Raw genomic sequence first — 22,065 nt, 5'->3', positions numbered from 1 at the left:
CGGCGCGAACGGGCAAGTGCGCCCGGCGTCGCGCTCAGGCGGCGAGCCGCTTCGCCTTCGCCAGCGTCTCCGGATCGATATTACCGCCGGACATGACGACCGCGATCGTTTTGCCCTTTGTCTCGAGCTTCTTCGACAGCACGCAGGCGAGCGCCACCGCGCCGCCCGGCTCGACCACGAGCTTCAGCACGTCGCGCGCGAAGGCGACGGCGTCGAGCGCTTCCTTGTCCGTGACGGCGAGGCCGCCCGTGAGGCGCGCGCGATTGACCGGGAAGGTGAGTTCGCCCGGCGTCGGCGTCACGATGGCGTCGCAGATCGAGCGCGCCTTGGGATCGTTGGAGACGCGCGTTCCCGCTTCGAGCGAGCGGCGCGTGTCGTCGTGAGTCGCAGGCTCCGCCGACCAGACGCGCGTTGAAGGCGACAGCGCCTTGATTGCGGTCGAGGCGCCGGCGATCAGTCCGCCGCCGCCGCAACAGATCACGGCGTCGTCGATGATGAGGCCCTGCTTGCCCGCATCCTCCATGATCTCGATGCCAAGCGTGCCCTGCCCGGCCATGATGTCGCGATCGTCATAGGGGGGCACGATGGTCGCGCCGGATTCGTGCGCGATCTGGGTTCCGATCGCCTCGCGGTTTTCGGTGTAGCGATCATAGGTGCGCACGATCGCGCCGAGCGCGCGCGTGTTGGCGAGCTTCATCGCCGGCGTGTCGATCGGCATGATGATCGTCGCCGGCATGCCGAGCAGTTTCGCCGCCATGGCGACGCCCTGCGCATGATTACCGGAGGACCAGGCGACGACGCCCTTCGGCCTGTCTTTTTCCGCGATCTGGACGAGCCTGTTATAGGCGCCGCGGAATTTGAACGCGCCGATATGCTGCAGCATCTCCGGCTTGATGAGAATCGTCCCGCCTGTCAGCGCATCGAGCGTGGCGTTGCGCAACAGCGGCGTGCGCACGGCGTGACCGGCGATGCGTTCCGCCGCGGCGCGCACGTCGTTGATGGAGCAGATGGCGTCGGCTGCGGCGTGAAGTTCGGTCATCGCGTTTCTCGTCTCGTTTGCCTGCATGTCGTCGCGATGCGCGATCGCTCACTTGTTCTCGAATCGCGGCGCGCGCTTTTCGACGAAGGCGGACATGCCTTCCTTCTGGTCGGCGGTGGCGAACATGGCGTGGAACACGCGGCGCTCAAAGCGAACGCCTTCTGCGAGCGTCGTTTCGTAAGCGCGGTTGATGCTTTCCTTGGTCATCATCGCGATCGGCAGCGACATCTCGGCGATGGTGGTCGCGGTCTTGACCGCGTCCTCGACAAGCGAATCGACCGGCACGATGCGCGAGACGAGGCCGGCGCGCTCGGCTTCGGCGGCGTCCATCATGCGGCCCGTGAGGCACATCTCCATCGCCTTCGCCTTGCCGACGAAGCGCGTCAGCCGCTGGGTGCCGCCGGCGCCCGGCATGACGCCGAGCTTGATCTCGGGCTGTCCGAATTTCGCATTATCCGCCGCGATGATGAAATCGCACATCATCGCAAGCTCGCAGCCGCCGCCGAGCGCAAAGCCGGCGACTGCGGCGATGATCGGTTTGCGACGCTGGCCAACACGATCCCACGAGGTGATGAAGTCCTCGAGATAGGCGTCGGGATAGCGCTTGTCCTGCATCTCCTTGATGTCGGCGCCGGCGGCGAACGCTTTGGGCGAGCCGGTGATCACGATGCAGCCGATCGCCTCGTCGCGCTCATAGGCGTCGAGCGCCATGTTCACTTCGCCGATCAGCACCGAGCTCAGCGCGTTCAGCGCCTGCGGCCGGTTGAGCGTGATCAGCCCGACCTTGCCGCGGGTCTCGACGAGAATGGTGTCATAGGACATGCGCTGGTCTCCCCTGGAGGCGCAAAGGCTCTAGGGGAGATTGGCGCATCCGGCAACGCGGGCGGCGCAGGGCTGGATTGAGGCCGCGCGCCGTCTGAGAGCTAGGGGCGGCGGCCCTCATAGACGAGTTCACCATAGCCGTTATCGACGCTTTCGATGAGCGGCGCGAGGCGGGCGCGGTGGGCGATGAATTCAGGCTGCGCCACCCAGCGCTTGTGATCCTCGATCGTGTCAAAGGTGGCGATCATCACCGCGCGATCCTTGTCGAGCGAGCGATGCAGCCGGCTTTCACGAAAGCCCGAGATATTCGCTGCGAGCTTCGGCAGCTCGGTGGTCTGGATAGCGATGAACTCATCGAGCTTGCCCGGCTTCAGCGTGATGATGTTGATGAAGGAGACGGGGCTTGGCGCGCTAGGATTGTCGGTGGTCATGATCTGTCCCTGATGGTTGGGAGGGGTTCACGCCGTGCGGGCGTAAGGCGTCGTCGCGCGGGCGCTGCGCAGCGCGTTCGCCCACCAGGCGAGGCGATCGAGCATCACGCGCATCGCCTCGCGCGCCGCCTCCGCTTCGCGCGGCTCGCCGGCTTCGTCGAAACGCGCGCGGGCGTAGGCGAAGCTCACGCCGTCGCGGATGCCGACCGCATGCAGCTCCGCGAAGACATGACGAAGATGTTCCGTCGCACGGACGCCGCCGGACAGCCCGCCATAGCTGATGAAGGCGACGGGCTTCGCCCGCCATTCCTCGAAGAAGGAGTCGATGAGATGCTTCAATGACGCCGGGAAGCTGTGATTGTATTCCGGCGTCACGACGACATAGGCGTCGGCCTCGGCGATCGCGCCGCGCAACGGCGAGAGATCCGCGAACAGATCGCCCGATGAGCGATGATGAGCGGCGATCCTGGGATCGACGAGGTCGAGCGCGAAGTCGGGTCGAGCCGCGATCTCCTTCGCCGCCCACCTTGCGACCGTGTCGCAAAAACGACCGTCGCGCGCGCTGCCATAGATCAGCGCCGTTCTTATCCTGTCTGGCATGTGCTCCGCCTGTTGCCTTTGGTACGGAGCGGAGGTTATAGAACCTCAAGTAATATTGAGGTCAAGCGCCATGACGCCGACGGCGAAAAAATCTCTGGGGCGGGAGCTTTCGGTCGGCGAAGTGGCGGAACGCGCCGGCGTCGCCGTTTCGACCCTGCACTTCTATGAGCAGAAGGGGCTGATCCGCAGCCGCCGCAGCGGCGGCAACCAGCGGCGCTATTGCCGCGAGGTGCTGCGCCGGGTGGCGGTGATCAAGGTCGCGCAGCGCGCCGGCGTGCCGCTGGCTGATATCGGCGCGGCGCTGTCAGCCTTGCCGGACGATCGGCCGCTGACGGCGGCGGACTGGCGGATGATCTCGACTCGCTGGCGCGGGGAACTCGATGATCGCATCGCGCGTCTGATGCGCCTGCGCGATCACCTCAGCGACTGCATTGGCTGCGGCTGTCTCTCGATCGAATCCTGTCCGCTGCGCAATCCGCGTGACGAGCTTGGCGAACACGGCGCAGGTCCGCGCCTGCTCGATCCCGTATGATCGGGAGCTATTTCTGACAGACTCCGCAATAGAAGGTGGAGCGCCCACTCTGCACCAGCCTCTTTACGGCGCCTTTGCAGCCTGGCTTCAGGCAGGCCTCGCCCTCCCGATCATAAACGCGGAAGCGATGCTGGAAATAACCAAGCGAGCCGTCGGTCTGCGCATAATCGCGGAGCGTCGAGCCGCCGGCCTCGATCGCCTCGCCGAGCACGTCGCGGATGATCGCCGCGAGCTCATGCGCGATCGGCTTCGCTTTTCCCTTGGCGTCGGCGACGATTCCCGCGCGTTTCTTCGGCGACAGACCGGCGCGGAACAGGGCTTCGCAGACATAGATGTTGCCGAGCCCGGCGATGAGGCGCTGATCGAGCAGCGCGGCTTTCAGCGGCGCCTTCTTGCCCGCGAACAGCCGCGCGACCGCCTCGCCATCGAATTCATTGCCGAGCGGCTCAATACCCATGCCCTTGAAGTGCTTGCTGACGGCAAGGCTGTCGCGCGAGGCAAGATCCATAAGCCCGAAACGACGCGTGTCGTTGTAGATGACCGTTGCGCCGTTCGAGAGATGGAACACGACATGATCATGCGTCGTGTCGCGGCCGTCTTCATAATAGAATCCGCCGGGTTCGGACGATCCGCCCTTGCCGTCGAGCACGATGAAGCGCCCGCTCATGCCGAGATGCATGATGAGCGCGGCGCCATCGTCGAGCTCCGCCACGAGATATTTGGCGCGTCGCGTCAGCGCGACGACGGTGCGGCCGGTCAGGCGTTCGACGAAACGCTCGGGGAAGGGGAAGCGCAGATCGGCGCGCCTCTGTTCGACGCGCGAGAAGGATGCGCCTTCCATCGCCGGCTGCAGGCCGCGCCGGACGGTTTCGACTTCGGGAAGCTCGGGCATGCCAGCGAGATAGGCTTTCGCAGGGCCGGCCGCAACGCGTCTATGCGCGTTCGCCTCTCACCTGTCGGCCGCCGATCCAGACCGAGGCGATGTTGGCGCGGCCGGCGTTGTAGATGAGCTTCTGCAACAGGATTTCCGGCTCCTCCGCGTCGAAGCTGACGACGTTGGAGCCTGGTGCGTCGGGATCGAGCAGCAACGCATCGAACTGATAGCCCGGCTTGAACTGGCCGATCGGAGCGTCGAGCGCCTGTCCGCCGCCAGCAGTTGCAAGCCAGAAGGCGGTCCGGAAATCGATGGACGATCCCGGCCGTCCGCGACTTTCAGGCGCGACATCGGGATCGACCCCGTCATTCAGTCCCCGCGACGCGGCGATGGCCATGCGGCAGGCGTCGAACATCGATGGGCTGGGCCCACCGGAAATGTCGGTGCCGAGCCCGACATGCAATCCTTTCTCCAGCGCCTTGCGCAGTGGGAAGACGGAATTGGCGAAGTAGAAATTCGACAGCGGACAATGGGCGACGCCGGCGCCGCGTTCGGCGATCAGCGCCATGTCGGCGTCATCGATGAAATTAGAGTGGGCCAGCACCGTGCGCCGCGTCATCAGCCCGAAGCGATGCAGGCAGTGGCTGTCGCTTAAGCCGAATCGTTCGCGCACATGGCCTGCTTCCCAGTCGCTTTCGGAGCAATGGGTCTGCACCGCAGCGCCGGTCGATTGCGCGAGGTCGCCAAGACCTTCGAGCAGCGCGTCCGTGCAGCTTGGAATGAAGCGCGGCGTGATCACTCCTTGCGCGAGCTTGCTCTCATTGCCCTGCAGCGAGGCGACCCGCGCGATGAAATCGGAGGTCGCCGCAATCGCCTCCGCAGCGGACGCGTCGCGATAATAGACCGGACAAGAATCGGGATGGTCCATCGCCACCTTGCCGATGAAGGCGCGTTGGCCGCGCGCGAGGCAGATTTCGGCGAGCGCCAGCGACGCCTCGGCGTGAATGGTCGCGAAATAGAGCGCGGTCGTCGTTCCATTGGCGATCAACGTGTCGACGAGCGAGTCGTAGACGCGCCGCGCAAACGCGATGTCGGCGTAGCGCACTTCGAGCGGAAAGGTCTTTCCCCGCAGCCAGTCCGCGAGGCTGAGATGCAGCGCGGTTCCAGCCTGCGGCCATTGCGGCGCATGGATGTGGAGATCGACGAAGCCCGGCGTCAGCATCTGGCGCGGCCCGAGCTTCGTGATCGCGCCGCTCGCCGCCGCCCGTTGCGCGTGCGCCTCATGTTCCGGTCGACCGGGCGCGGAGACGTCTTCGATCCGACCGTCATCGGCGATGGCGATCAGACCATCAGGGACGATCTCGATCTCGCCGGGCGCGATCGCATGGGCGAAGCAGCCCTGCACATAGAAAGAAGCCATCCCTCGCCTCTGCTGTCGGAACCTTATTCCGGGCGCGGGATGCGGCGGTCAAGAAAGGCGGGCGCCATTGTCCCTTTGCGTCGCCTGCGTTAACCCGCCGCCGGCCTGCGCATGGCGTGCGGCGCTGGCATCCTCTAAGAGGGCGCGAGGACTGGAGACCTGTGATGATCGGCGCCGAAAGCGGCCCTGCGACGGCGGACACCCATTTCGGCTTTTCCACCGTGCCGCTGGCGGACAAGCAGGGCATGGTCGACGACGTCTTCCACAAGGTCGCCACCCGCTACGACCTGATGAACGACCTCATGTCCGGCGGCCTGCATCGGCTTTGGAAAAGTGAGCTTGTTTCGACGCTGAATGCGCGGCCGGGTTCGCGCGGCCGGCCCTATCGCCATCTCGATGTGGCCGGCGGCACCGGCGACGTCGCGTTCCGCATCGTCGATTCGCTGGGCGAGCAGGCCAAGCGTATCGGCGCAAAATTTGATCGCGGTGTCGCTGAGGTGACGATCCTCGACATCAATGGCGACATGCTCGGTGTCGGCCGCGAACGCGCCCGCAAGCGCTTCGGCGATGAGTCGATCCTCGATTTCGTGCAGGCCAACGCCGAAAGCCTGCCGCTCGATTCCTCTTCTTATGACTCCGTGACGATCGCCTTTGGCATCCGCAATGTGCCGCGCATCGACGCGGCCCTGCGCGAATTCCATCGCGTGTTGAGGCGCGGCGGGCGTTTCCTCTGTCTTGAATTCGCGCCCGTCGATCGGCCCGGCCTTGATCGCATCTATGACGCGTTCTCGTTCAATGTCATCCCGAAGCTCGGACAGATCGTCGCCGGCGACGCCGAACCCTATCAGTATCTCGTCGAATCGATCAGGCGTTTTCCCAGGCCCGACCTGTTCGCATCGATGATCGAGAAGGTAGGCTTTCGGCGCGTCACTCATCGGCCAATGACGGGCGGCGTCGTCAATCTTCATTCCGGCTGGAAGCTGTGACGGCGAAGGGCTGAGAGCGACGTGAATCTGTCGGCGCCCTTCCATCTCGTGCGGCTGATGCGCGTCGGCTTCGCGCTGGCGCGCGAGGGCGCGCTGTCGCTGATCGATGCATCATTTTTGCCGCCCGCCGGACGCGCGCTGATAAAGGTTGCGCGTTTAATCGAGCGCCGCGACGCCGGCGGCGCGGGCCTCGTCGCCGCCTTCATGCGGCTTGGTCCGTCCTATGTGAAATTCGGGCAGTTCCTTGCGACGCGGCCCGATCTCGTCGGCATGAATGTGGCGCGCGAGCTCAGCGCGCTGCAGGATCGCATGCCGCCCTTTCCGCGCGATCAGGCTCTGAAGACGATCGAGGCGTCATTCGCGCGACCCTGGACGGAATTGTTCTCAGAAATTGGCGAGCCCGTCGCTGCGGCGTCGATCGCGCAGGTTCATCAAGCGCGCACCGCGGGAGTCGAGAGCGAGTCTGTCGCGCTCAAGGTGTTGCGGCCTGGCGTGCGCGGCCGATTCCGGGCCGATCTCGACGCGATGGCGTTCTCGGCGAGGCTCATCGAGCGCTGGGCGCCGGCTTCGCGGCGGTTGCGCCTCGTCGATGTCGTTGCAACGCTGGCGCGTTCGGTCGAGGTCGAGATGGATCTCAGGCTCGAAGCGGCGGCGCTCTCGGAACTCGGCGAGAATGCGCGCGACGACAGACAGTTTCGTGTGCCTGCAGTTGACTGGACGCGCACGGAACGCGACGTGCTCACCATCGAATGGATCGACGGAATCTCCTTGTCAGATCCCGCCGCGATTGAGAAAGCGGGACATGACCCGATCGCGCTCGCGCGCACGGTGATCCAGACATTTCTCAATCATGCGCTGCGCGACGGCTTCTTTCACGCCGACATGCATCAGGGCAATCTGTTCGTCGATCGCGAGGGCGGGCTTGTCGCGGTCGATTGCGGCATCATGGGCAGGCTGGGCCTGAAAGAGCGGCGCTTCCTCGCGGAGATCCTGTTTGGCTTTATCACGCGCGATTATGTCAGGGTCGCGCAGGTGCATTTCGATGCGGGCTATGTGCCCTCGCATCATTCGGTCGGTGATTTCGCTCAGGCGATCCGCGCGATTGGCGAGCCCATCCACGACAAGCGCGCCGATGAAATCTCCATGGCGTCGCTGTTGACGCTTTTGTTCGAGATCACGGCTCTGTTCGACATGCGCACGCGCACCGAGCTGGTGATGCTGCAGAAGACCATGGTGGTGGTCGAAGGGGTGGCGCGTTCGCTCGATCCCCATCTCGACATGTGGCGCACGGCCGAGCCTGTGGTGCGGAGCTGGATTGAACGCAATCTCGGGCCGATCGGGCTGATCGAGCAGGCCGCCCGCGGCGCGAAGGAGGCGGGCTCCGCGTTCGGCGTGCTGCCGTCGCTGGCGCGCCGCGCCGAAACCGTCGCCGACGCGCTGCATGAAGGCGCGCGCAACGGCTTTCGCCTCTCGCCGGAAAGTCTCGCCGCGATCGGCCAGGCCGAAGGGCGCGGCAATCGCTGGCTTGCGATCGGCGTATGGGCGATCGTCGTCCTGCTCGCGATCATCGCCTTCAGGACATGATATAGGTCGGATGATCGGCGCGAGCCGCAGAAGCAGGACAGGGCATGGCGAACGGGGCGCGCATTCTTCTTGTCATTGGCGGCGGCATCGCGGCCTACAAATCGCTGGAGCTGATCCGCGAGCTGAAACGGCGCGGCCATGATTCGCGCGGCATCCTCACCAAGGCCGGCTCGCAATTCATCACGCCGCTGTCGGTTGCGTCGCTGACCGGCGATGTCTGTTACACCGATCTCTTCTCCCTCACCGACGAAGCGGAAATGGGCCATATCGAACTGTCGCGCGACGCTGACCTTCTCGTCGTCGCGCCGGCGACGGCCGACCTCATGTCGAAGATGGTTCATGGCGCGGCCGATGACCTCGCTTCGACCACGTTGCTCGCAACCGACAAGCGCATTCTGATTGCGCCGGCGATGAATGTGCGGATGTGGCTGCATCCGGCGACGCAGCGCAACGTCGCGCAGCTTCGCGCCGACGGCGTGACCGTCGTCGGCCCTGACAATGGCGAGATGGCCTGCGGCGAATATGGCCCGGGCCGCATGGCCGAACCCGCCGCGATCGCCGATGCGATCGAGGCGCGCTTGCGCGAGGGCGGAACGGTGATCGCGCTGCCGCCGGAGACGCAGATTCGTCCCGAGGCGCGCGCAGCATCCGCGACGATGCAGCGTGTGGCCGCGAAGGCGGCGCCGGCGTCGGGCGGTCCGCGGATTCTGCCGGCGAAAGGTCCGCTCGCGGGCTTGCGCTTCGTTGTGACATCGGGCCCGACGCATGAGCCGATCGATCCCGTGCGCTACATCGCCAATCGTTCGTCCGGGAAGCAGGGACATGCGATCGCGCGCGCGGCCGCGGATGCTGGCGCAACTGTGACGTTGATCTCCGGTCCTGTGACGATTCCTGATCCGCCTGGCGTCGAAGTCATGCATGTCGAGAGCGCGCGCGAGATGCTGGCCGCGGTCGAAAAGGCGCTGCCCGCCGATGTCGGCGTGTTCGCGGCGGCGGTCGCCGACTGGCGCGTCGCGACGGCCTCGAAAGACAAGATCAAGAAGACGCCGAACGGGCCGCCGGCGCTGGCGCTCGCGGAAAATCCCGACATTCTCGCGACGGTGTCGAAGGGTCGCAAACGGCCGCGCCTGGTGATCGGCTTCGCCGCAGAGACGCAGAAGGTGATCGAGCACGCGCAGGCGAAGCTGAAGCGCAAGGGCTGCGATCTCATCGTCGCCAATGACGTGTCGCCGCAGACGGGAATCATGGGCGGCGACGCCAACACCGTGCATCTCGTCAGCGCCGAGGGCATCGAGAGCTGGCCGCCTCTGCCGAAGGACGAGGTCGCTCACCGTCTGGCGCGGAAGATCGCCGCGATCATCAAGCCCGCCTGAGTCGATGATGATCGAAGTGAAATTCCTGCGCCTCGCGCACGGCGCCGACCTGCCGCCGCCCGATTACGCCAGCGCGGGAGCGGCTGGCCTTGATCTCAGGGCGGCGGTTCCGATCGACTCGCCGATTATTATCCCGTCCGGCGGGCGGGCGCTCATCCCGACGGGCGTCGCGATCGAGCTTCCGCCTGACCATGAGGCGCAGGTGCGTCCCCGCTCCGGTCTCGCGGCCAATCATGGCGTCACGGTGCTGAATTCCCCGGGCACCGTCGACGCCGACTATCGCGGCGAGATCAAGGTGGCGCTGATCAATCACGGCGCCGAAACATTCACTGTGTCGCGGGGTATGCGCATCGCGCAACTGGTTGTTGCGCCAATCGCGCGGGTTTTTCTGGTGGAATCAGCTTCCCTTAAGGGAACCGATCGGGGCGGTCGCGGATTTGGTTCTACAGGCGCGCTCTGAGCTGACAGGCGCCCCGGCCGCAGCCCGCTCCATGGATCAGACAGGTTCGAGAGAACAGGCGATGATACTTCTGTCCCGACGATCGATGCTTGCGATCGTCGCCGTTTTGGACGTGGCGCTCAACGCCAGACCGCATCCGGTCGCTGCAAAGGTCCTGGCGGCGCGCCATGACCTGCCTCCCCGCCATCTCGAGACGATGCTGCAGGCGCTGGTGCGCGCCGGCATTCTCAAGGGGATGCGAGGCCCGCGTGGCGGTTACGAGCTGGCGTTGGAACGACGCAGGATCACCGCCGGCGCGATCGTGCGGGCTGCCATGGCCTCGACCGGCGAGGACGTCATGCAACCAGCGCCTGAATCAGCCCTGATCGATCATGTCGTAAGTCCGATGGTGGCGGCGGCCGGCGAAGCGTTCCTCGCCAAGCTCGACGAGTTGACGATCGACGATCTCTGCCAAAGGGCGGAAAAACTTCCGAAAGGGGCCGAGGGGAGAATAATCGCTGATTTTACGATATAGTTTGTGAAATATTTGATTTATCGACAGGATTCGGGAATTGCGATAGGCTCCCTGCCCTCTGATTTTGACAGGAGACGGGCATGTCCGTCGCGCGCAAAGTTGAAACGGCCGATAAGCCCGGTCGCGGACGCATTTATCAATCGATCACCGACACGATCGGCGACACGCCTCTGGTGCGGCTGACGCGCTTGCCGGAGCAGCGCGGGGTCAAGGCTGAGATTCTCGCCAAGCTCGAATTCTTTAATCCGATCTCAAGCGTGAAAGACCGGATTGGCGTCAACATGATCGACGCCATGGAGATTTCAGGCGCCATCAAGCCAGGCGCGACCTTGATCGAGCCGACCTCGGGCAACACCGGCATTGCCCTCGCTTTCGTCGCCGCCGCGCGCGGTTACAGGTTGATCCTGGTCATGCCGGAAACCATGTCGATCGAGCGCCGCAAGATGGTGGCCCTGATGGGCGCCGAACTCGTGCTCACGCCGGGTCCGCTCGGCATGAAGGGCGCGATCGAGAAGGCCAACGAGCTGAAAGCCGAGATTCCCGGCAGCGTCATCCCGCAACAGTTCCGCAACCCCGCCAATCCAGAGATTCATCGCCGGACCACCGCCGAGGAGATCTGGACGGACACCGACGGCAAGCTTGACGTTTTCGTCTCGGGCGTCGGCACGGGCGGCACCATCACCGGCGTCGGCCAGGTGTTGAAAGTGCGCTTGCCGAACCTGCGAGTCGTGGCGGTCGAGCCGGAGGATTCGCCGGTCCTGTCGGGCGGCAAGCCTGGCCCGCACAAGATCCAGGGCATCGGCGCCGGCTTCGTGCCTGACGTGCTCGATCGCAGCATCATCGACGAGGTGATCACGGTCGGCAACCAGACGGCATTCGATACGGCTCGCGCCGTGGCGAAGCTCGATGGCATTCCTGTCGGCATTTCGTCGGGCGCGGCGCTGGCGGCCGCCCTCGAGATCGGTTCGCGCCCTGAATATGCCGACAAGCGCATCGTCGTCATCATCCCGTCCTTCGCCGAGCGCTATCTGACGACGGCTCTGTTCGACGGCATCGGCTAAGTTTGAGCGCCGCAAAATCACGGCGAAACCACTGCTGAAACACACGAAACGGCCGCCTTGCGCGGCCGTTGGCGCGTGTGTGGCGAGACACTTCGACAGGCGTCGCTGCGGCGCACGGGAGCGGCCGAAGGAACCGCCCCATGTCTCGCCGCAACGCCTGTCTGACGATCATTTTCTTCGCCCTGAGCTTCTTCGCGCTCGGCAAGGCGCCGCGTCTTCCCGAGCGCGCTGGGCAGGACGACATCGAAATGGCGTCGCGTCAGCTCATCGCGCCGCAGGCTGAAGGCGCCGATCGCGCTCCGCGGCGTTTCGTGCGGCTGACCTTCCTCCGTTGACGGGCCGTCGCCTCTGTGTCAGAGAGCCGGCCGTTCGCGGGCCTCACGGCCCGCGCAGTCGTTTTCCCGCCTGTGCGCGCCGAGCGCCGGGACGCAGCATTCAAGGACGATCATCATGGCCAATACGAAGTCGGCCAAAAAGGCGGCTCGCCAGACCGTGCGCCGCACGGAGATCAACAAGGCCCGCAAGAGCCGTATGCGCACCTTCGTGCGCAAGGCTGAAGAGGCGCTCACCGCCGGCGACAAGGCCGCCGCCGCCGCTGCGGTTCACGCAGCGGAGCCGGAGTTGATGCGCGCCGCCAAGACGGGCGTCATTCACAAGAACACCGCGTCGCGCAAAGTGTCGCGTCTCACCGCAGCTCTGAAGAAACTCGGCGCCTGATTCTCAGCGCTTGAATCAATTTCAACGCCGGCCTTGGGCCGGCGTTTTTGTTTGCGCCGCAGGCGTTTTTGTTGCGTGCGCTCAGTGCGGCGCCGGCGCCACAGTGACGTTGGGAATCGACGTCAAGCTCCCGTCATTCCGTAGAGTCCGGCATTGACAGATTTCTGTGAGTCTCGCGGCGCCGCGACTTCGCCATGGTTGTTTTCTCTTCGTTAAGCGGTCATTTGAACGCCTCACGATTCAATTGCTTAGGCGGCAAGAAGAGCGAGCAATTTGAATCGAAGCGCCTGACCGCATGACTCGACGTCGCCGGCCAAGAATTCCGCAAGCGGAACGAAGATAGCGTTTTTTCCCCAGCCTGTGGATTAATACCTACACAATATCAACAGCTTCGCCCTTGGATTGGGGATTGAAGCATTGTTGCGGCGGGGCGTCCGACAGCTCTCACGCTGACATGACGCCAAGACTCCTGTTGCGGCGAGAGGGGCGCCTGTTAGCGTCAAACCGTCGCCTGAGGCGAGGCGGCGTGATCCTTCATCGATTTTCTTGCGCCGGTCGCGAGCTTCGCGGCCGACATGAGAGAATTGTCTTCACGCCGACGGCCATCAGACGGGGCAACAAGATAGGGATTTTGGGAAGCCATGCGGACGATGCGCTTCGATAGGGGATGGAGCCGGGCGACGATTTTGCCGGTCTCTGATAGTAGTATTGCGACGGGCAAGGTTCAGCGCACCTGTTGACGCTCTTGTCCGCCCCCGCGGCGCGCTGAAGCGCCTCCGAGAACGCCGGCGCGCGCGACGCGCCTCTCAGACATTATCTATCGGGACCGCGCCAATCGCGCGGAAGAACGCTCATGTTCAGCGAACGAACTGACGTCGGCTGTGTTGACCGACAATCGAAAGAGACAACCGGAAACGCCGAAGTGAGCGCTGTCTGGGAACGGGTGCGCGGACGTCTACGCGCGGAATTGGGCGATGATATTTTTTCGAGCTGGTTCGCGCGCATCGAATTGATGTCGATTGGCGGCGGCGCGGCCGAGCTGTCGATTCCCACAAAATTTCTGAAGAGCTGGATTCAGGCTCACTACATCGACAAGATTCTCACGCGCTTCGCCGAGGAATCGCCCGGCGTGACGCAGATTCATCTGCATGTGCGTTCGACCATGCGCGCCAAGGCTGTCGACGTCGCCGCGCGTCCGTCCGCGACGGTCATCGAACTGCGCGCCGGCCAGTCCTCGATCGCCGCGAATAGTGACGGCGGCGCGGCGCCCGCGCAGACGGATGGAACGCAATTGCCGGCCAATCCGCTCGACAAGAAGATGACGTTCGACACCTTCTTCGTCGGCAAGTCGAATGCGCTTGCGCGCGCCGCCGCTGAAAAGGTCGCGACGGGTCCCGGCAGCGCCTATAATCCACTTTATGTCCATGCCGCAGTGGGTTTGGGCAAAACCCATCTCATCCAGGCGGTGGCGCACGCCGCGTCCTCGCGCGGGCGGCGCGTCGTCTATCTCACGGCCGACGGCTTCATGTACGGCTTCGTCGCCGCGCTGAAGTCGCATAACGCGCTCGCCTTCAAGGAGCGCCTGCGCGGCATCGATCTGCTTGTGATCGACGATGTGCAATTCCTGCAGGGAAAATCGATCCAGCACGAATTCTGTCACACGCTGAATGCGCTGCTCGACGCCGGCAAGCAGATCGTCGTGGCGTCGCACTGCGCCGCGTCCGATCTCGAGAATCTCGACGAGCGCACGCGCTCGCGTTTGGGCGGCGGCCTCGTCGTCGAGATGGAGAGCCATGATGAAGAGCTGCGGCTGCGCATTCTCGAATCGCGGCTTGCCGCGGCGCGCGCCGCCCACCCGAATTTCGAGGCGCCGCCGGAAGTGATTCAGCATGTCGCGCACAAGATCACCGCGAACGGGCGCGATCTCGAAGGCGCAGTCAACCGGCTGCTCGCTTACGCCACATTGAGCGGAACGGCGCTGACCATCGAGACCGCCGACATCGCCATCCGCGACCTCGTACGGAGCTGCGAGCCGAAGAAGGTCAAGATCGAGGACATCCAGAAACTCGTCGCGACCCATTTCAATGTCAGCCGCGCCGACATCCTGTCCTCGCGCCGCACCGCCAATGTGGTGCGTCCGCGCCAGATTGCGATGTATCTGTCGAAGACGCTCACCCTGCGCTCGCTGCCCGAAATCGGGCGCCGGTTTGGCGGCCGCGACCACACCACGGTGCTGCATGCGGTGCGAAAGGTCGACGACCTCCTGTCGCGGGACGGAACGCTGCGCGAGGAAGTCGAGCTCCTCAAGCGCATGCTCCTCGACTGAAGGTGACGGGAGCTGGGCTCAGCCCGGCGAAATCCACGAAAAGACGTGGTTTGACACTGGAGCGCGCTTGCGCCGCCCGGCCTCGCGCGGCACATTTCGCGACCGTGCTTGACGCCTTCGCTGGCGTCGGGCGCGGATTCCTCAGCGGGCGCCCCTTGCGCCGGCCAAGCGGGTGTCGAGCAGAAGAACCATGCGCGTAACGGTTGAACGGGCCGCTCTTGTGAAGGCCCTGGGCCATGTCCACCGCGTCGTCGAGCGGCGCACCACCATTCCGATCCTGTCGAACGTTCTGCTCCGCTCCGACAGCGGCGGCTTGAAGCTGAAGGCCACCGATCTCGATCTTGAAGTGATCGAGACGATCCCCGCCGAAGTCGGCCAGCCCGGGGCGACGACGGTGCCCGCCCACACCCTGCACGACATTGTCCGCAAGCTGCCGGACGGCGCGCAGGTGTCGTTGGAGACCACAGGCGATTCCGGTCAGATGCAGCTTCGCTCCGGCCGTTCGCGCTTCACGTTGCAGGCGCTGCCCGAATCCGATTTCCCCGATCTCGCCACCGGCGACATGACCCACCGCTTCGCCATTGCGGCGGACTCGCTGCGCCAGCTCATCGGGCGTACGCAATTCGCCATCAGCCAGGAAGAGACGCGCTACTATCTCAACGGCATCTTCGCGCACACGATCGATGTGCAGGGAACGACGATGTTGCGCATGGTGGCGACCGATGGCCATCGTCTGGCGCGCGTCGAGGCGCCCGCGCCAGCGGGCTCGAACGGCATGCCGGGCGTGATCATTCCACGCAAGGCGGTCAATGAAATCCAGAAGCTGATCGAAGGACATGACGGCGATGTCGCGGTCGAGCTGTCGACGACGAAGATCCGCGTCACAGTCGGAGAGACCGTGCTGACCTCGAAGCTTATCGACGGCACGTTTCCCGACTATCAGCGCGTCATCCCCTCCGGAAATGACAAGCGCCTCGTTGTCGATCGCAGCGAGTTCACCGCCGCCGTCGATCGCGTCTCGACGATTTCCAGCGAGCGTGGCCGCGCTGTGAAGCTGTCCGTCGCCGACGGCAAGATCACGCTTTCGGTCACCAACCCCGATTCCGGCAGCGCGACAGAGGAGGTCGAAGCCGATTACGACGCCAGTCCGCTCGATATCGGCTTCAACGCGCGCTACCTTCTCGACATCGCAGGTGAGCTCGATGGCGATACGACCCTGTTCAAGCTGGCTGAGCCCGGTTCTCCGACGATCATCCAGGATCGCGAGAACGCTCCGGCGCTCTATGTCCTGATGCCGATGCGAGTTTAGGCGCGCCTTATTTGTTTCATTCGATGTGGCCGGACCTGTCCGGCCATATCCGTCTCCGGGGCGACGAAGAAAGACTGGATGCCCGGCGCGAGCGCGGGCATGACAGGCTGAGAAGATCGCCGGAACATGCCCGTTTTCCCCCGCATCCAGCGCCTCAGCCTTCGCGACTTCCGCACCTATGCGTCGCTCGATCTCGACATCGATGCGCCGCTCGTGGCGCTGAGCGGCGAGAACGGCGCGGGCAAGACCAATATTCTTGAAGCGCTGTCGCTGCTCGCGCCCGGCCGGGGCTTGAGGCGCGCCGAACTGGCGGATCCGGCGCGCCGCGACGGTCCCGGCGGCTGGACCGCATCGATCCAGCTCGACGGCGCCTGGGGTCTGGTCAGGCTCGGCTGCGCCTATGAGTCCGAGGGCGTTCCGCGCCAGTGCCGCATTGATGGCGAGACCGTCGGCTCGGTCGCGGCCTTTTCCGATCATCTCAGGCTGGTCTGGCTGACGCCCGATCAGGACGGGCTGTTTCGTGGACCGGCCGGCGATCGCAGGCGTTTTCTCGATCGTCTCGTATTGGCGATCGATCCCGGTCACGGCTCTCGCGTCAGCGCGTTTGAAAAGGCTCTGCGCCAGCGCAATCGCCTCCTCGGCGAGGATCGTCCCGATGCGCGCTGGCTGTCGGCGATCGAGCATGAAGTCGCGGCGCTCGGCGTCGCCGTCAGCGCATCGCGCGCCGAGACGGTGAGCAGGCTCGCGGGCTTGATCGCGGACACGCGTGACGATGGCTCCGCTTTTCCATGGGCGGCGTTGGAGCTTGTCGACGATGTCGCGCCGCTGATCGGCGATGGGCCAGCCTCGCAGGCGGAAGAGGCCTTCGCTTCGATGCTGCGTGATCAACGAGATATCGATCGCGCGGCAGGACGCGCGCTGAAAGGGCCGCAGGCGGCGGATCTGATTGTGCGGCATGGCCCGAAGGACGTCGCCGCCGATCTCGCCTCGACGGGCGAACAGAAGGCGCTGCTGCTCGGGCTCGTGCTCGCCCATGCGCAATTGGTCGCGCTGATGTCCGGCATGGCGCCGGTGATCTTGCTCGATGAAGTTGCGGCCCATCTCGATCCGCGCCGCCGCGCCGCGCTTTATGAAACACTGGCGGCGATGGAGACGCAGGTCTGGATGACCGGAGCCGACCCGCTCCTGTTCAGCGACATGCCCGCAGAGAGCCAGCGCTTTCTCGTGACGCCCGGCCGTGTCGAGCCGGCTTGATGAATCGCGGCGCGGACGATCAGATGAAGTCGTTGGCGCTTGGCCATCCCGAGCATTATGACGCGCCATGGCTGATGGGCGCGCACAAGCGCGTGCGCGCGCTGCTCGCGCGGCTGCCCTGGCAGGCGTCAGAATTTCTCATCTTCGGATTCAAGCAGGCCTGGGCCTGCCTGTTCGGCGGCGCGATGCTGGCGCTCATCATCACGACCAAGCTGATCTGGAATCCGTCCTGGCCGATTCATCGCTATGACGCGCTGCTTTTTGCTGCGATCGCTATTCAGGGCCTCTTTCTCGCGCTGAAGCTCGAGACCTGGAAGGAGGCGCAGGTGATCGCGATCTTCCATGTCGTTGGCACCGCGATGGAAATATTCAAGACCGGAGTTGGGTCCTGGGCCTATCCCGAAGCGGCCTTCTTCCGCATCGGCGGCGTGCCCCTGTTCACGGGATTCATGTATGCCTGCGTCGGCAGCTATATCGCGCGCGTGATGCGCATTTTCGACATGCGCTTTGCGCGCCATCCGCCGCGCTGGCAGGTCTGGCTTCTCGCGCTTGGCATTTATGTCAATTTCTTCGCGCATCACTATCTGCCTGATGCGCGGCTCTTTCTCTTCGCCTTCGCCTTTCTGATCTGGTTCCGCACGCGCATCGATTTCGCGGTCGACATAAGAACTTACTGGATGCCGCTGCTTGTCGCGGCCTTCCTCGTCTCTTTCTTCATCTGGATCGCGGAGAATATCGGCACGTTGACCGGCACTTGGGCGTATCCCGGCGTCGGCGGCTGGCGACCGGTCTCGTTGCAGAAGATTGGCGCCTGGTATCTCCTGATCATGGTCAGCTTCGCGCTCGTCATCATCGTTCACCCGCCGAAGCCGCCGAATGAAGAAGCGCCTGCGCCGCAGAAATAATTTTAAGACAGATGCTCCGCCCGAATCTGCGGAATTAGGGCTCGATGGTCCGCGCCAAAAATTCGGTCAGGTTGCTGGTCGTCCAGTCGATATGCGGTGCGGCCGTGAGCTGGTCCTTCTCCCAGGCTTCGCGATGAGGATCCGCTCCGCTCGGAGTGACCAATACCGTCGTCATGCCGAGCGCATGCGGTGCGCGCAGATTCTTCTCGAGATCCTCGAACATGGCGGCCCGCCCGGGATCGACGCCATGCGTCGAAAGGAACTTCTCGTAGGTGCGCAGATCAGGCTTCGGCGTAAAGCCAGCCTCCTCGATGCCGAACACGTCTTCGAAATGCTCGTTGATGCCGAGCTGTTGCATCGTGCGATGAGCATGGCTGCGATCGCCGTTGGTCAGCACCAGCTTGCGTCCTGGCAGCGCCGCGATCGCTGCGCCAAGCAGCGGATTGGGTTCGAGCGAAGAGCGATCGATGTCATGCGCCATATCGAGGAACTCGCGCGGATTGATCGCATACTCATCCATCAGCGCCTTCAGCGTCGTGCCGTAACGCGTGTACCAGTATTTCTGCAGCGCGCGCGCCGACATGCCATCAAGGCCGAACATCGCGCAGACATAGGCCGTGATCTGCTTGTCGATCTGCGGCCAGAGATCGGCATCATGGGGATAGAGCGTGTTGTCGAGATCGAACACCCACGTCTCGATATGTGTAAACCCGCGCCGATTGCTGACATCGCGGCCCGGCAGGGGGAAAAGGCTGTTGTTCATCTCCTCCAGCGATCTGCGTTCACGAGCCGGATCAGACAGCATGAACACGAAACGTAAATGAAATCTCCGTCGCCGGCTGACGTTCCCGTCAGTCAGCCATCTTCACGATCAGCTTGCCGAAATTGCGTCCTTCCAGCAATCCCATGAAGGCGCGGGGCGCATTGGCGAGCCCGTCGACGACGTCCTCGCGAATCGCGACCTTGCCCTCGGATATCCATTTGCTCATGTCCGACTGGAAGTCGCGGAACCGCTTGTTTCCATCGGAAATGATGAAGCCCTGGATGCGCAGTCGCTTGGTCAGGATCTGGCGCATCATGCCGGGGACGCGGTCGGGGCCGGGCGGCGCGTCGGTCAAATTGTACCAGGCGATCAGGCCGCAGACCGGCACGCGCGCGAAATTATTGAGTCTGGGAAAGACCGCCTTGAACACGTCGCCGCCGACATTCTCGAAATAGACGTCGATTCCGTTTGGCGTCGCCTGCTTGAGCTGCTCGGCGAAATCAGGCGCCTTGTGATCAAGCGCGACGTCGGCCTTCAGCACGTCGCGCGCATAGGCGGCCTTGTCGGCGCCGCCGGCGATCGCGATCACGCGGCAACCCTTGATTTTCGCGATCTGCGCGACCGTCGCGCCGACAGGTCCCGTTGCGGCCGCGACGCAGACTGTTTCGCCCGGTTTGGGATCGCCGATTTCAAGAAGGCCGTAATAGGCCGTATGTCCGGGCATGCCGAGCATGCCGAGCGCAAGCGAAGGTCGTTTCATCGCGGGGTCGAGTTTCATCAACCCTGCGCCGTTGCTGACTTCGTGCGTACGCCAGCCCGAATAGGAAAGGGCGAGATCGCCTTTGGCGAAACCGGAGTTTTTAGATTCGAGCACGCGGCTTACCGTGCCGCCGACGATGGTCTGATCGATCTCGACCTTTGCCGCATAGGAGGGCGCGTCGCTCATACGGCCGCGCATATAGGGATCGAGCGAGAGGAACAGGGTCTGAAGAAGAATCTCGCCGTCAGCAGGCGCGCCGAAATCGAAATCTTCAAGCCGGAAATCTCCGTCGACGGGCGCTCCGACCGGCCGCCGCGCGAGCACGATGCGCTGTCCCCTAGGCATGGGCGCCTCCTTGTTTTCCCGTTTCTCTGCCGGAAGATAAAACCGAAAGGGCGCGGAACAAGTCCGCGCCCTCCCGAACAATTGGCCCAGCGGAGAAGGATCAACCCGCCGCGGGGGCGTCGCCGAGATTTTTCTTCAGGAAGCCGAGCGTGCGGCTCCAGGCAAGATCGGCGGCCGGCTTGTCGTAGCGCGCTCCGCCGGTGTCGTTGTTGAAGGCGTGATTCACATTGGGATAGACGAAGATTTCGTAGGTCTTGCCGCCCTGCTTCAGCGCCGCCTCATAAGCCGGGATGCCGGCGTTGATGCGGTCGTCGAGCCCGGCATAATGCAGCATCAGCGGCGCCTTGATGGCGGCGACGTCTTCGGCTTTCGGCTGGACGCCGTAATAGGCGACGCCCGCGTCGAGCGTGGGGTCGGCGACGGCGAGCGCGTTCACCTGGCCGCCGCCCCAGCAGAAGCCGATCGCGCCGACCTTGCCGGTCGCGTCGCTACGGCCTTTCAAGCCGGCGAGAACCGTGCGCGAATTTGCGACCACATCAGGAGCTTTCAGCGAGCCGAACATATCGCGCGCCTTGTCCTCGTCCGCCGGGGTGCCGCCGAGCGAGGTGAGATAGTCGGCGCCGAACGCGACGAAGCCGGCGAGCGCCATCCGCCGCGTCACATCCTTGATGTGCGGATTGAGCCCGCGATTCTCGTGGATGACGAGGATCACAGGACGCTTCATCGCGTCCGCCGGCCGCGCGAGATAACCATTGACCGCGCTTGAGCCTGAGCCGAACGAGACCGTTTCGATTTTCAGGCGCGGATCATTCTCCGGAACCATCTGCGCCAGCGCGTAATTGCTCTGCAGCGTCGTAAGCGCGGCGGTCGCCGCGGCAGTGCCGCCGGCGAGCGTCGTGAGCTGGTCCATGAAGTCGCGGCGATGCATGCCGCCATGGGTGAAGCGGTCGTAAAGATTGATGATTTGCTGATCCATCATGTTCTCCCGGAATGGCCTGGCGAGCGGCAGGATCGTTCGCGCGAAACGATTCTGCCCGCCCGGGAGAGCAGCCGCCAATCACTTTCTGACGATGGTGCCGGCTCCCGTGTCTGTATACAGCTCGAGCAGCGCCGCGTGCGGCACACGCCCATCGAGGATCACGACCGCCTCGACGCCCTGCTCGATGGCGTAGATGCAGGTCTCGATCTTCGGGATCATGCCGGCTGTGATCGTGCCGTCCGCGATGAGGTCGCGGCATTGCTTGATCGTCAGCTCGGACAGAAGATTCTTGTTCTTGTCGAGCACGCCGGCGACATCGGTCAGCAGCAGCAGACGTTTGGCGCGCAGCGCGCCGGCGATGGCGCCGGCGAAGGTGTCGGCGTTGACATTGTAGGTCTGGCCGTCGTCGCCAATCGCAACCGGCGCAAGCACGGGGATCAGCTCCGCCTTGAGCACCGCGTCCAGAACTTCGCGGTTCACCTTGTCGGGCTCGCCGACGAATCCGAGATCGACGACCTGCTCGATGCGGCTGTCGGGATCGATCTTGGTGCGCGTCAATTTCTTCGCGCGCACCATGCCGCCATCCTTGCCACACAGACCGATCGCCTTGCCGCCCTCGTTGGCGATCCAGCCGACGATCTGCTTGTTGATCGAACCGGCGAGCACCATCTCGACGATTTCGACCGTCGCCTGATCGGTGACGCGCAACCCGTCGCGGAATTCGGACTTGATGTTGAGCTTCTCAAGCATTCTGCCGATCTGCGGACCGCCGCCATGGACGACGATCGGCTTCACACCGGACTGTTCGAGCAGCACGATGTCTTCGGCGAAATCCTCCGCGGCGGCCGGATCGCCCATGGCGTGGCCGCCATATTTCACCACGACGATCTCTTGGTCATAGCGCTGCATGTGCGGCAGCGCCTGCACCAGGATCTCCGCCTGGGTGAACACGTCGGGGAGCTTCTTGTCGGACATCATCCACCCTTGGCGCGAACTATGGCGCGACTTCGC

The 22,065-nt window shown here is 64.2% G+C and carries 23 protein-coding genes; 13 read left to right on the top strand and 10 right to left on the bottom strand.

Annotation, left to right across the window (positions count from 1 at the left end; translation table 11 throughout):
- Nucleotides 1-34 precede the first annotated feature (34 nt).
- The 4 genes from L8F45_RS21795 to L8F45_RS21780 form a co-directional block, all read right to left on the bottom strand.
- Nucleotides 35-1,039: a threonine ammonia-lyase gene (locus tag L8F45_RS21795; RefSeq protein ID WP_342359941.1), complete on the bottom strand. Its 1,005-nt coding sequence runs from the start codon at nt 1,037-1,039 to the stop codon at nt 35-37.
- A gap of 48 nt (nt 1,040-1,087) precedes the next feature.
- Entirely contained in the window at nt 1,088-1,861 is a 774-nt protein-coding gene (locus L8F45_RS21790; RefSeq protein WP_342359940.1) for an enoyl-CoA hydratase, read from the bottom strand.
- 101 nt (nt 1,862-1,962) lie between these two features.
- Entirely contained in the window at nt 1,963-2,292 is a 330-nt protein-coding gene (locus L8F45_RS21785; RefSeq protein ID WP_342359939.1) for an antibiotic biosynthesis monooxygenase family protein, read from the bottom strand.
- Nucleotides 2,293-2,319: 27 nt separating this feature from the next.
- On the bottom strand, nt 2,320-2,892 hold the full coding sequence (locus L8F45_RS21780) for an NADPH-dependent FMN reductase (protein ID WP_342359938.1): 573 nt from the start codon (nt 2,890-2,892) through the stop codon (nt 2,320-2,322).
- 70 nt (nt 2,893-2,962) lie between these two features.
- Between L8F45_RS21780 and soxR the strand changes: the two genes are divergently transcribed.
- On the top strand, nt 2,963-3,424 hold the full coding sequence (gene soxR, locus L8F45_RS21775) for a redox-sensitive transcriptional activator SoxR (RefSeq protein ID WP_342359937.1): 462 nt from the start codon (nt 2,963-2,965) through the stop codon (nt 3,422-3,424).
- 7 nt (nt 3,425-3,431) lie between these two features.
- Here soxR and mutM read toward each other — a convergent pair whose 3' ends face one another.
- Nucleotides 3,432-4,316, bottom strand: coding sequence for a bifunctional DNA-formamidopyrimidine glycosylase/DNA-(apurinic or apyrimidinic site) lyase (gene mutM / locus L8F45_RS21770; protein WP_342359936.1), 885 nt, complete (start codon nt 4,314-4,316; stop codon nt 3,432-3,434).
- A 40-nt stretch (nt 4,317-4,356) separates the two neighbouring features.
- A complete protein-coding gene (gene guaD, locus L8F45_RS21765) occupies nt 4,357-5,718 on the bottom strand; it encodes a guanine deaminase (protein ID WP_342359935.1) in 1,362 nt (453 codons plus the stop codon).
- Nucleotides 5,719-5,882: 164 nt separating this feature from the next.
- Here guaD and ubiE point away from each other — a divergent pair, with 164 nt between their 5' ends.
- The 12 genes from ubiE (at nt 5,883) to L8F45_RS21705 (ending at nt 18,207) form a co-directional block, all read left to right on the top strand.
- Complete coding sequence (gene ubiE, locus L8F45_RS21760; RefSeq protein ID WP_342359934.1) at nt 5,883-6,704, top strand: bifunctional demethylmenaquinone methyltransferase/2-methoxy-6-polyprenyl-1,4-benzoquinol methylase UbiE; 822 nt, start codon at nt 5,883-5,885, stop codon at nt 6,702-6,704.
- Between the two features lie 57 nt (nt 6,705-6,761).
- Complete coding sequence (gene ubiB, locus L8F45_RS21755) at nt 6,762-8,288, top strand: 2-polyprenylphenol 6-hydroxylase (protein WP_342363534.1); 1,527 nt, start codon at nt 6,762-6,764, stop codon at nt 8,286-8,288.
- 44 nt (nt 8,289-8,332) lie between these two features.
- Nucleotides 8,333-9,661: a bifunctional phosphopantothenoylcysteine decarboxylase/phosphopantothenate synthase gene (locus L8F45_RS21750; RefSeq protein ID WP_342359933.1), complete on the top strand. Its 1,329-nt coding sequence runs from the start codon at nt 8,333-8,335 to the stop codon at nt 9,659-9,661.
- A 4-nt stretch (nt 9,662-9,665) separates the two neighbouring features.
- Nucleotides 9,666-10,121, top strand: coding sequence for a dUTP diphosphatase (gene dut, locus L8F45_RS21745; RefSeq protein WP_342359932.1), 456 nt, complete (start codon nt 9,666-9,668; stop codon nt 10,119-10,121).
- A 61-nt stretch (nt 10,122-10,182) separates the two neighbouring features.
- The gene (locus tag L8F45_RS21740; RefSeq protein ID WP_342359931.1) at nt 10,183-10,635 is read left to right on the top strand and encodes an RrF2 family transcriptional regulator; all 453 of its coding nucleotides are present in this window, start codon (nt 10,183-10,185) and stop codon (nt 10,633-10,635) included.
- An 80-nt stretch (nt 10,636-10,715) separates the two neighbouring features.
- On the top strand, nt 10,716-11,696 hold the full coding sequence (gene cysK / locus L8F45_RS21735) for a cysteine synthase A (RefSeq protein WP_342359930.1): 981 nt from the start codon (nt 10,716-10,718) through the stop codon (nt 11,694-11,696).
- A gap of 140 nt (nt 11,697-11,836) precedes the next feature.
- Complete coding sequence (locus tag L8F45_RS21730) at nt 11,837-12,031, top strand: hypothetical protein (protein ID WP_342359929.1); 195 nt, start codon at nt 11,837-11,839, stop codon at nt 12,029-12,031.
- Nucleotides 12,032-12,146: 115 nt separating this feature from the next.
- The gene (rpsT, locus tag L8F45_RS21725) at nt 12,147-12,413 is read left to right on the top strand and encodes a 30S ribosomal protein S20 (RefSeq protein WP_342359928.1); all 267 of its coding nucleotides are present in this window, start codon (nt 12,147-12,149) and stop codon (nt 12,411-12,413) included.
- An 853-nt stretch (nt 12,414-13,266) separates the two neighbouring features.
- Nucleotides 13,267-14,739 (top strand): chromosomal replication initiator protein DnaA, encoded by a 1,473-nt coding sequence (dnaA, locus tag L8F45_RS21720; protein WP_342359927.1) that lies wholly within the window; start codon nt 13,267-13,269, stop codon nt 14,737-14,739.
- A gap of 190 nt (nt 14,740-14,929) precedes the next feature.
- Entirely contained in the window at nt 14,930-16,048 is a 1,119-nt protein-coding gene (gene dnaN, locus L8F45_RS21715; RefSeq protein WP_342359926.1) for a DNA polymerase III subunit beta, read from the top strand.
- A 126-nt stretch (nt 16,049-16,174) separates the two neighbouring features.
- Nucleotides 16,175-17,302: a DNA replication/repair protein RecF gene (gene recF / locus L8F45_RS21710; RefSeq protein WP_342359925.1), complete on the top strand. Its 1,128-nt coding sequence runs from the start codon at nt 16,175-16,177 to the stop codon at nt 17,300-17,302.
- The gene (locus tag L8F45_RS21705; RefSeq protein WP_342359924.1) at nt 17,302-18,207 is read left to right on the top strand and encodes a DUF817 domain-containing protein; all 906 of its coding nucleotides are present in this window, start codon (nt 17,302-17,304) and stop codon (nt 18,205-18,207) included. The genes recF and L8F45_RS21705 overlap by 1 nt, the downstream gene beginning before the upstream one ends.
- A gap of 34 nt (nt 18,208-18,241) precedes the next feature.
- Here L8F45_RS21705 and L8F45_RS21700 read toward each other — a convergent pair whose 3' ends face one another.
- The 4 genes from L8F45_RS21700 to argB all read right to left on the bottom strand — a co-directional run bounded on the left by L8F45_RS21700 (nt 18,242) and on the right by argB (nt 22,029).
- Nucleotides 18,242-18,970: a pyrimidine 5'-nucleotidase gene (locus tag L8F45_RS21700; RefSeq protein WP_342359923.1), complete on the bottom strand. Its 729-nt coding sequence runs from the start codon at nt 18,968-18,970 to the stop codon at nt 18,242-18,244.
- Nucleotides 18,971-19,058: 88 nt separating this feature from the next.
- Entirely contained in the window at nt 19,059-20,075 is a 1,017-nt protein-coding gene (locus L8F45_RS21695) for an NADP-dependent oxidoreductase (RefSeq protein WP_342359922.1), read from the bottom strand.
- Between the two features lie 100 nt (nt 20,076-20,175).
- Nucleotides 20,176-21,054, bottom strand: a complete 879-nt coding sequence (locus tag L8F45_RS21690) for a dienelactone hydrolase family protein (protein ID WP_425329946.1) — start codon at nt 21,052-21,054, stop codon at nt 20,176-20,178.
- Between the two features lie 78 nt (nt 21,055-21,132).
- Complete coding sequence (gene argB / locus L8F45_RS21685) at nt 21,133-22,029, bottom strand: acetylglutamate kinase (RefSeq protein ID WP_342363532.1); 897 nt, start codon at nt 22,027-22,029, stop codon at nt 21,133-21,135.
- Nucleotides 22,030-22,065 lie beyond the last annotated feature (36 nt).

Origin of the sequence: Terrirubrum flagellatum (assembly GCF_022059845.1) — a bacterium.
Classification (GTDB): domain Bacteria; phylum Pseudomonadota; class Alphaproteobacteria; order Rhizobiales; family Beijerinckiaceae; genus Terrirubrum; species Terrirubrum flagellatum.
This window is presented reverse-complemented; position numbering and strand designations above follow the sequence as displayed.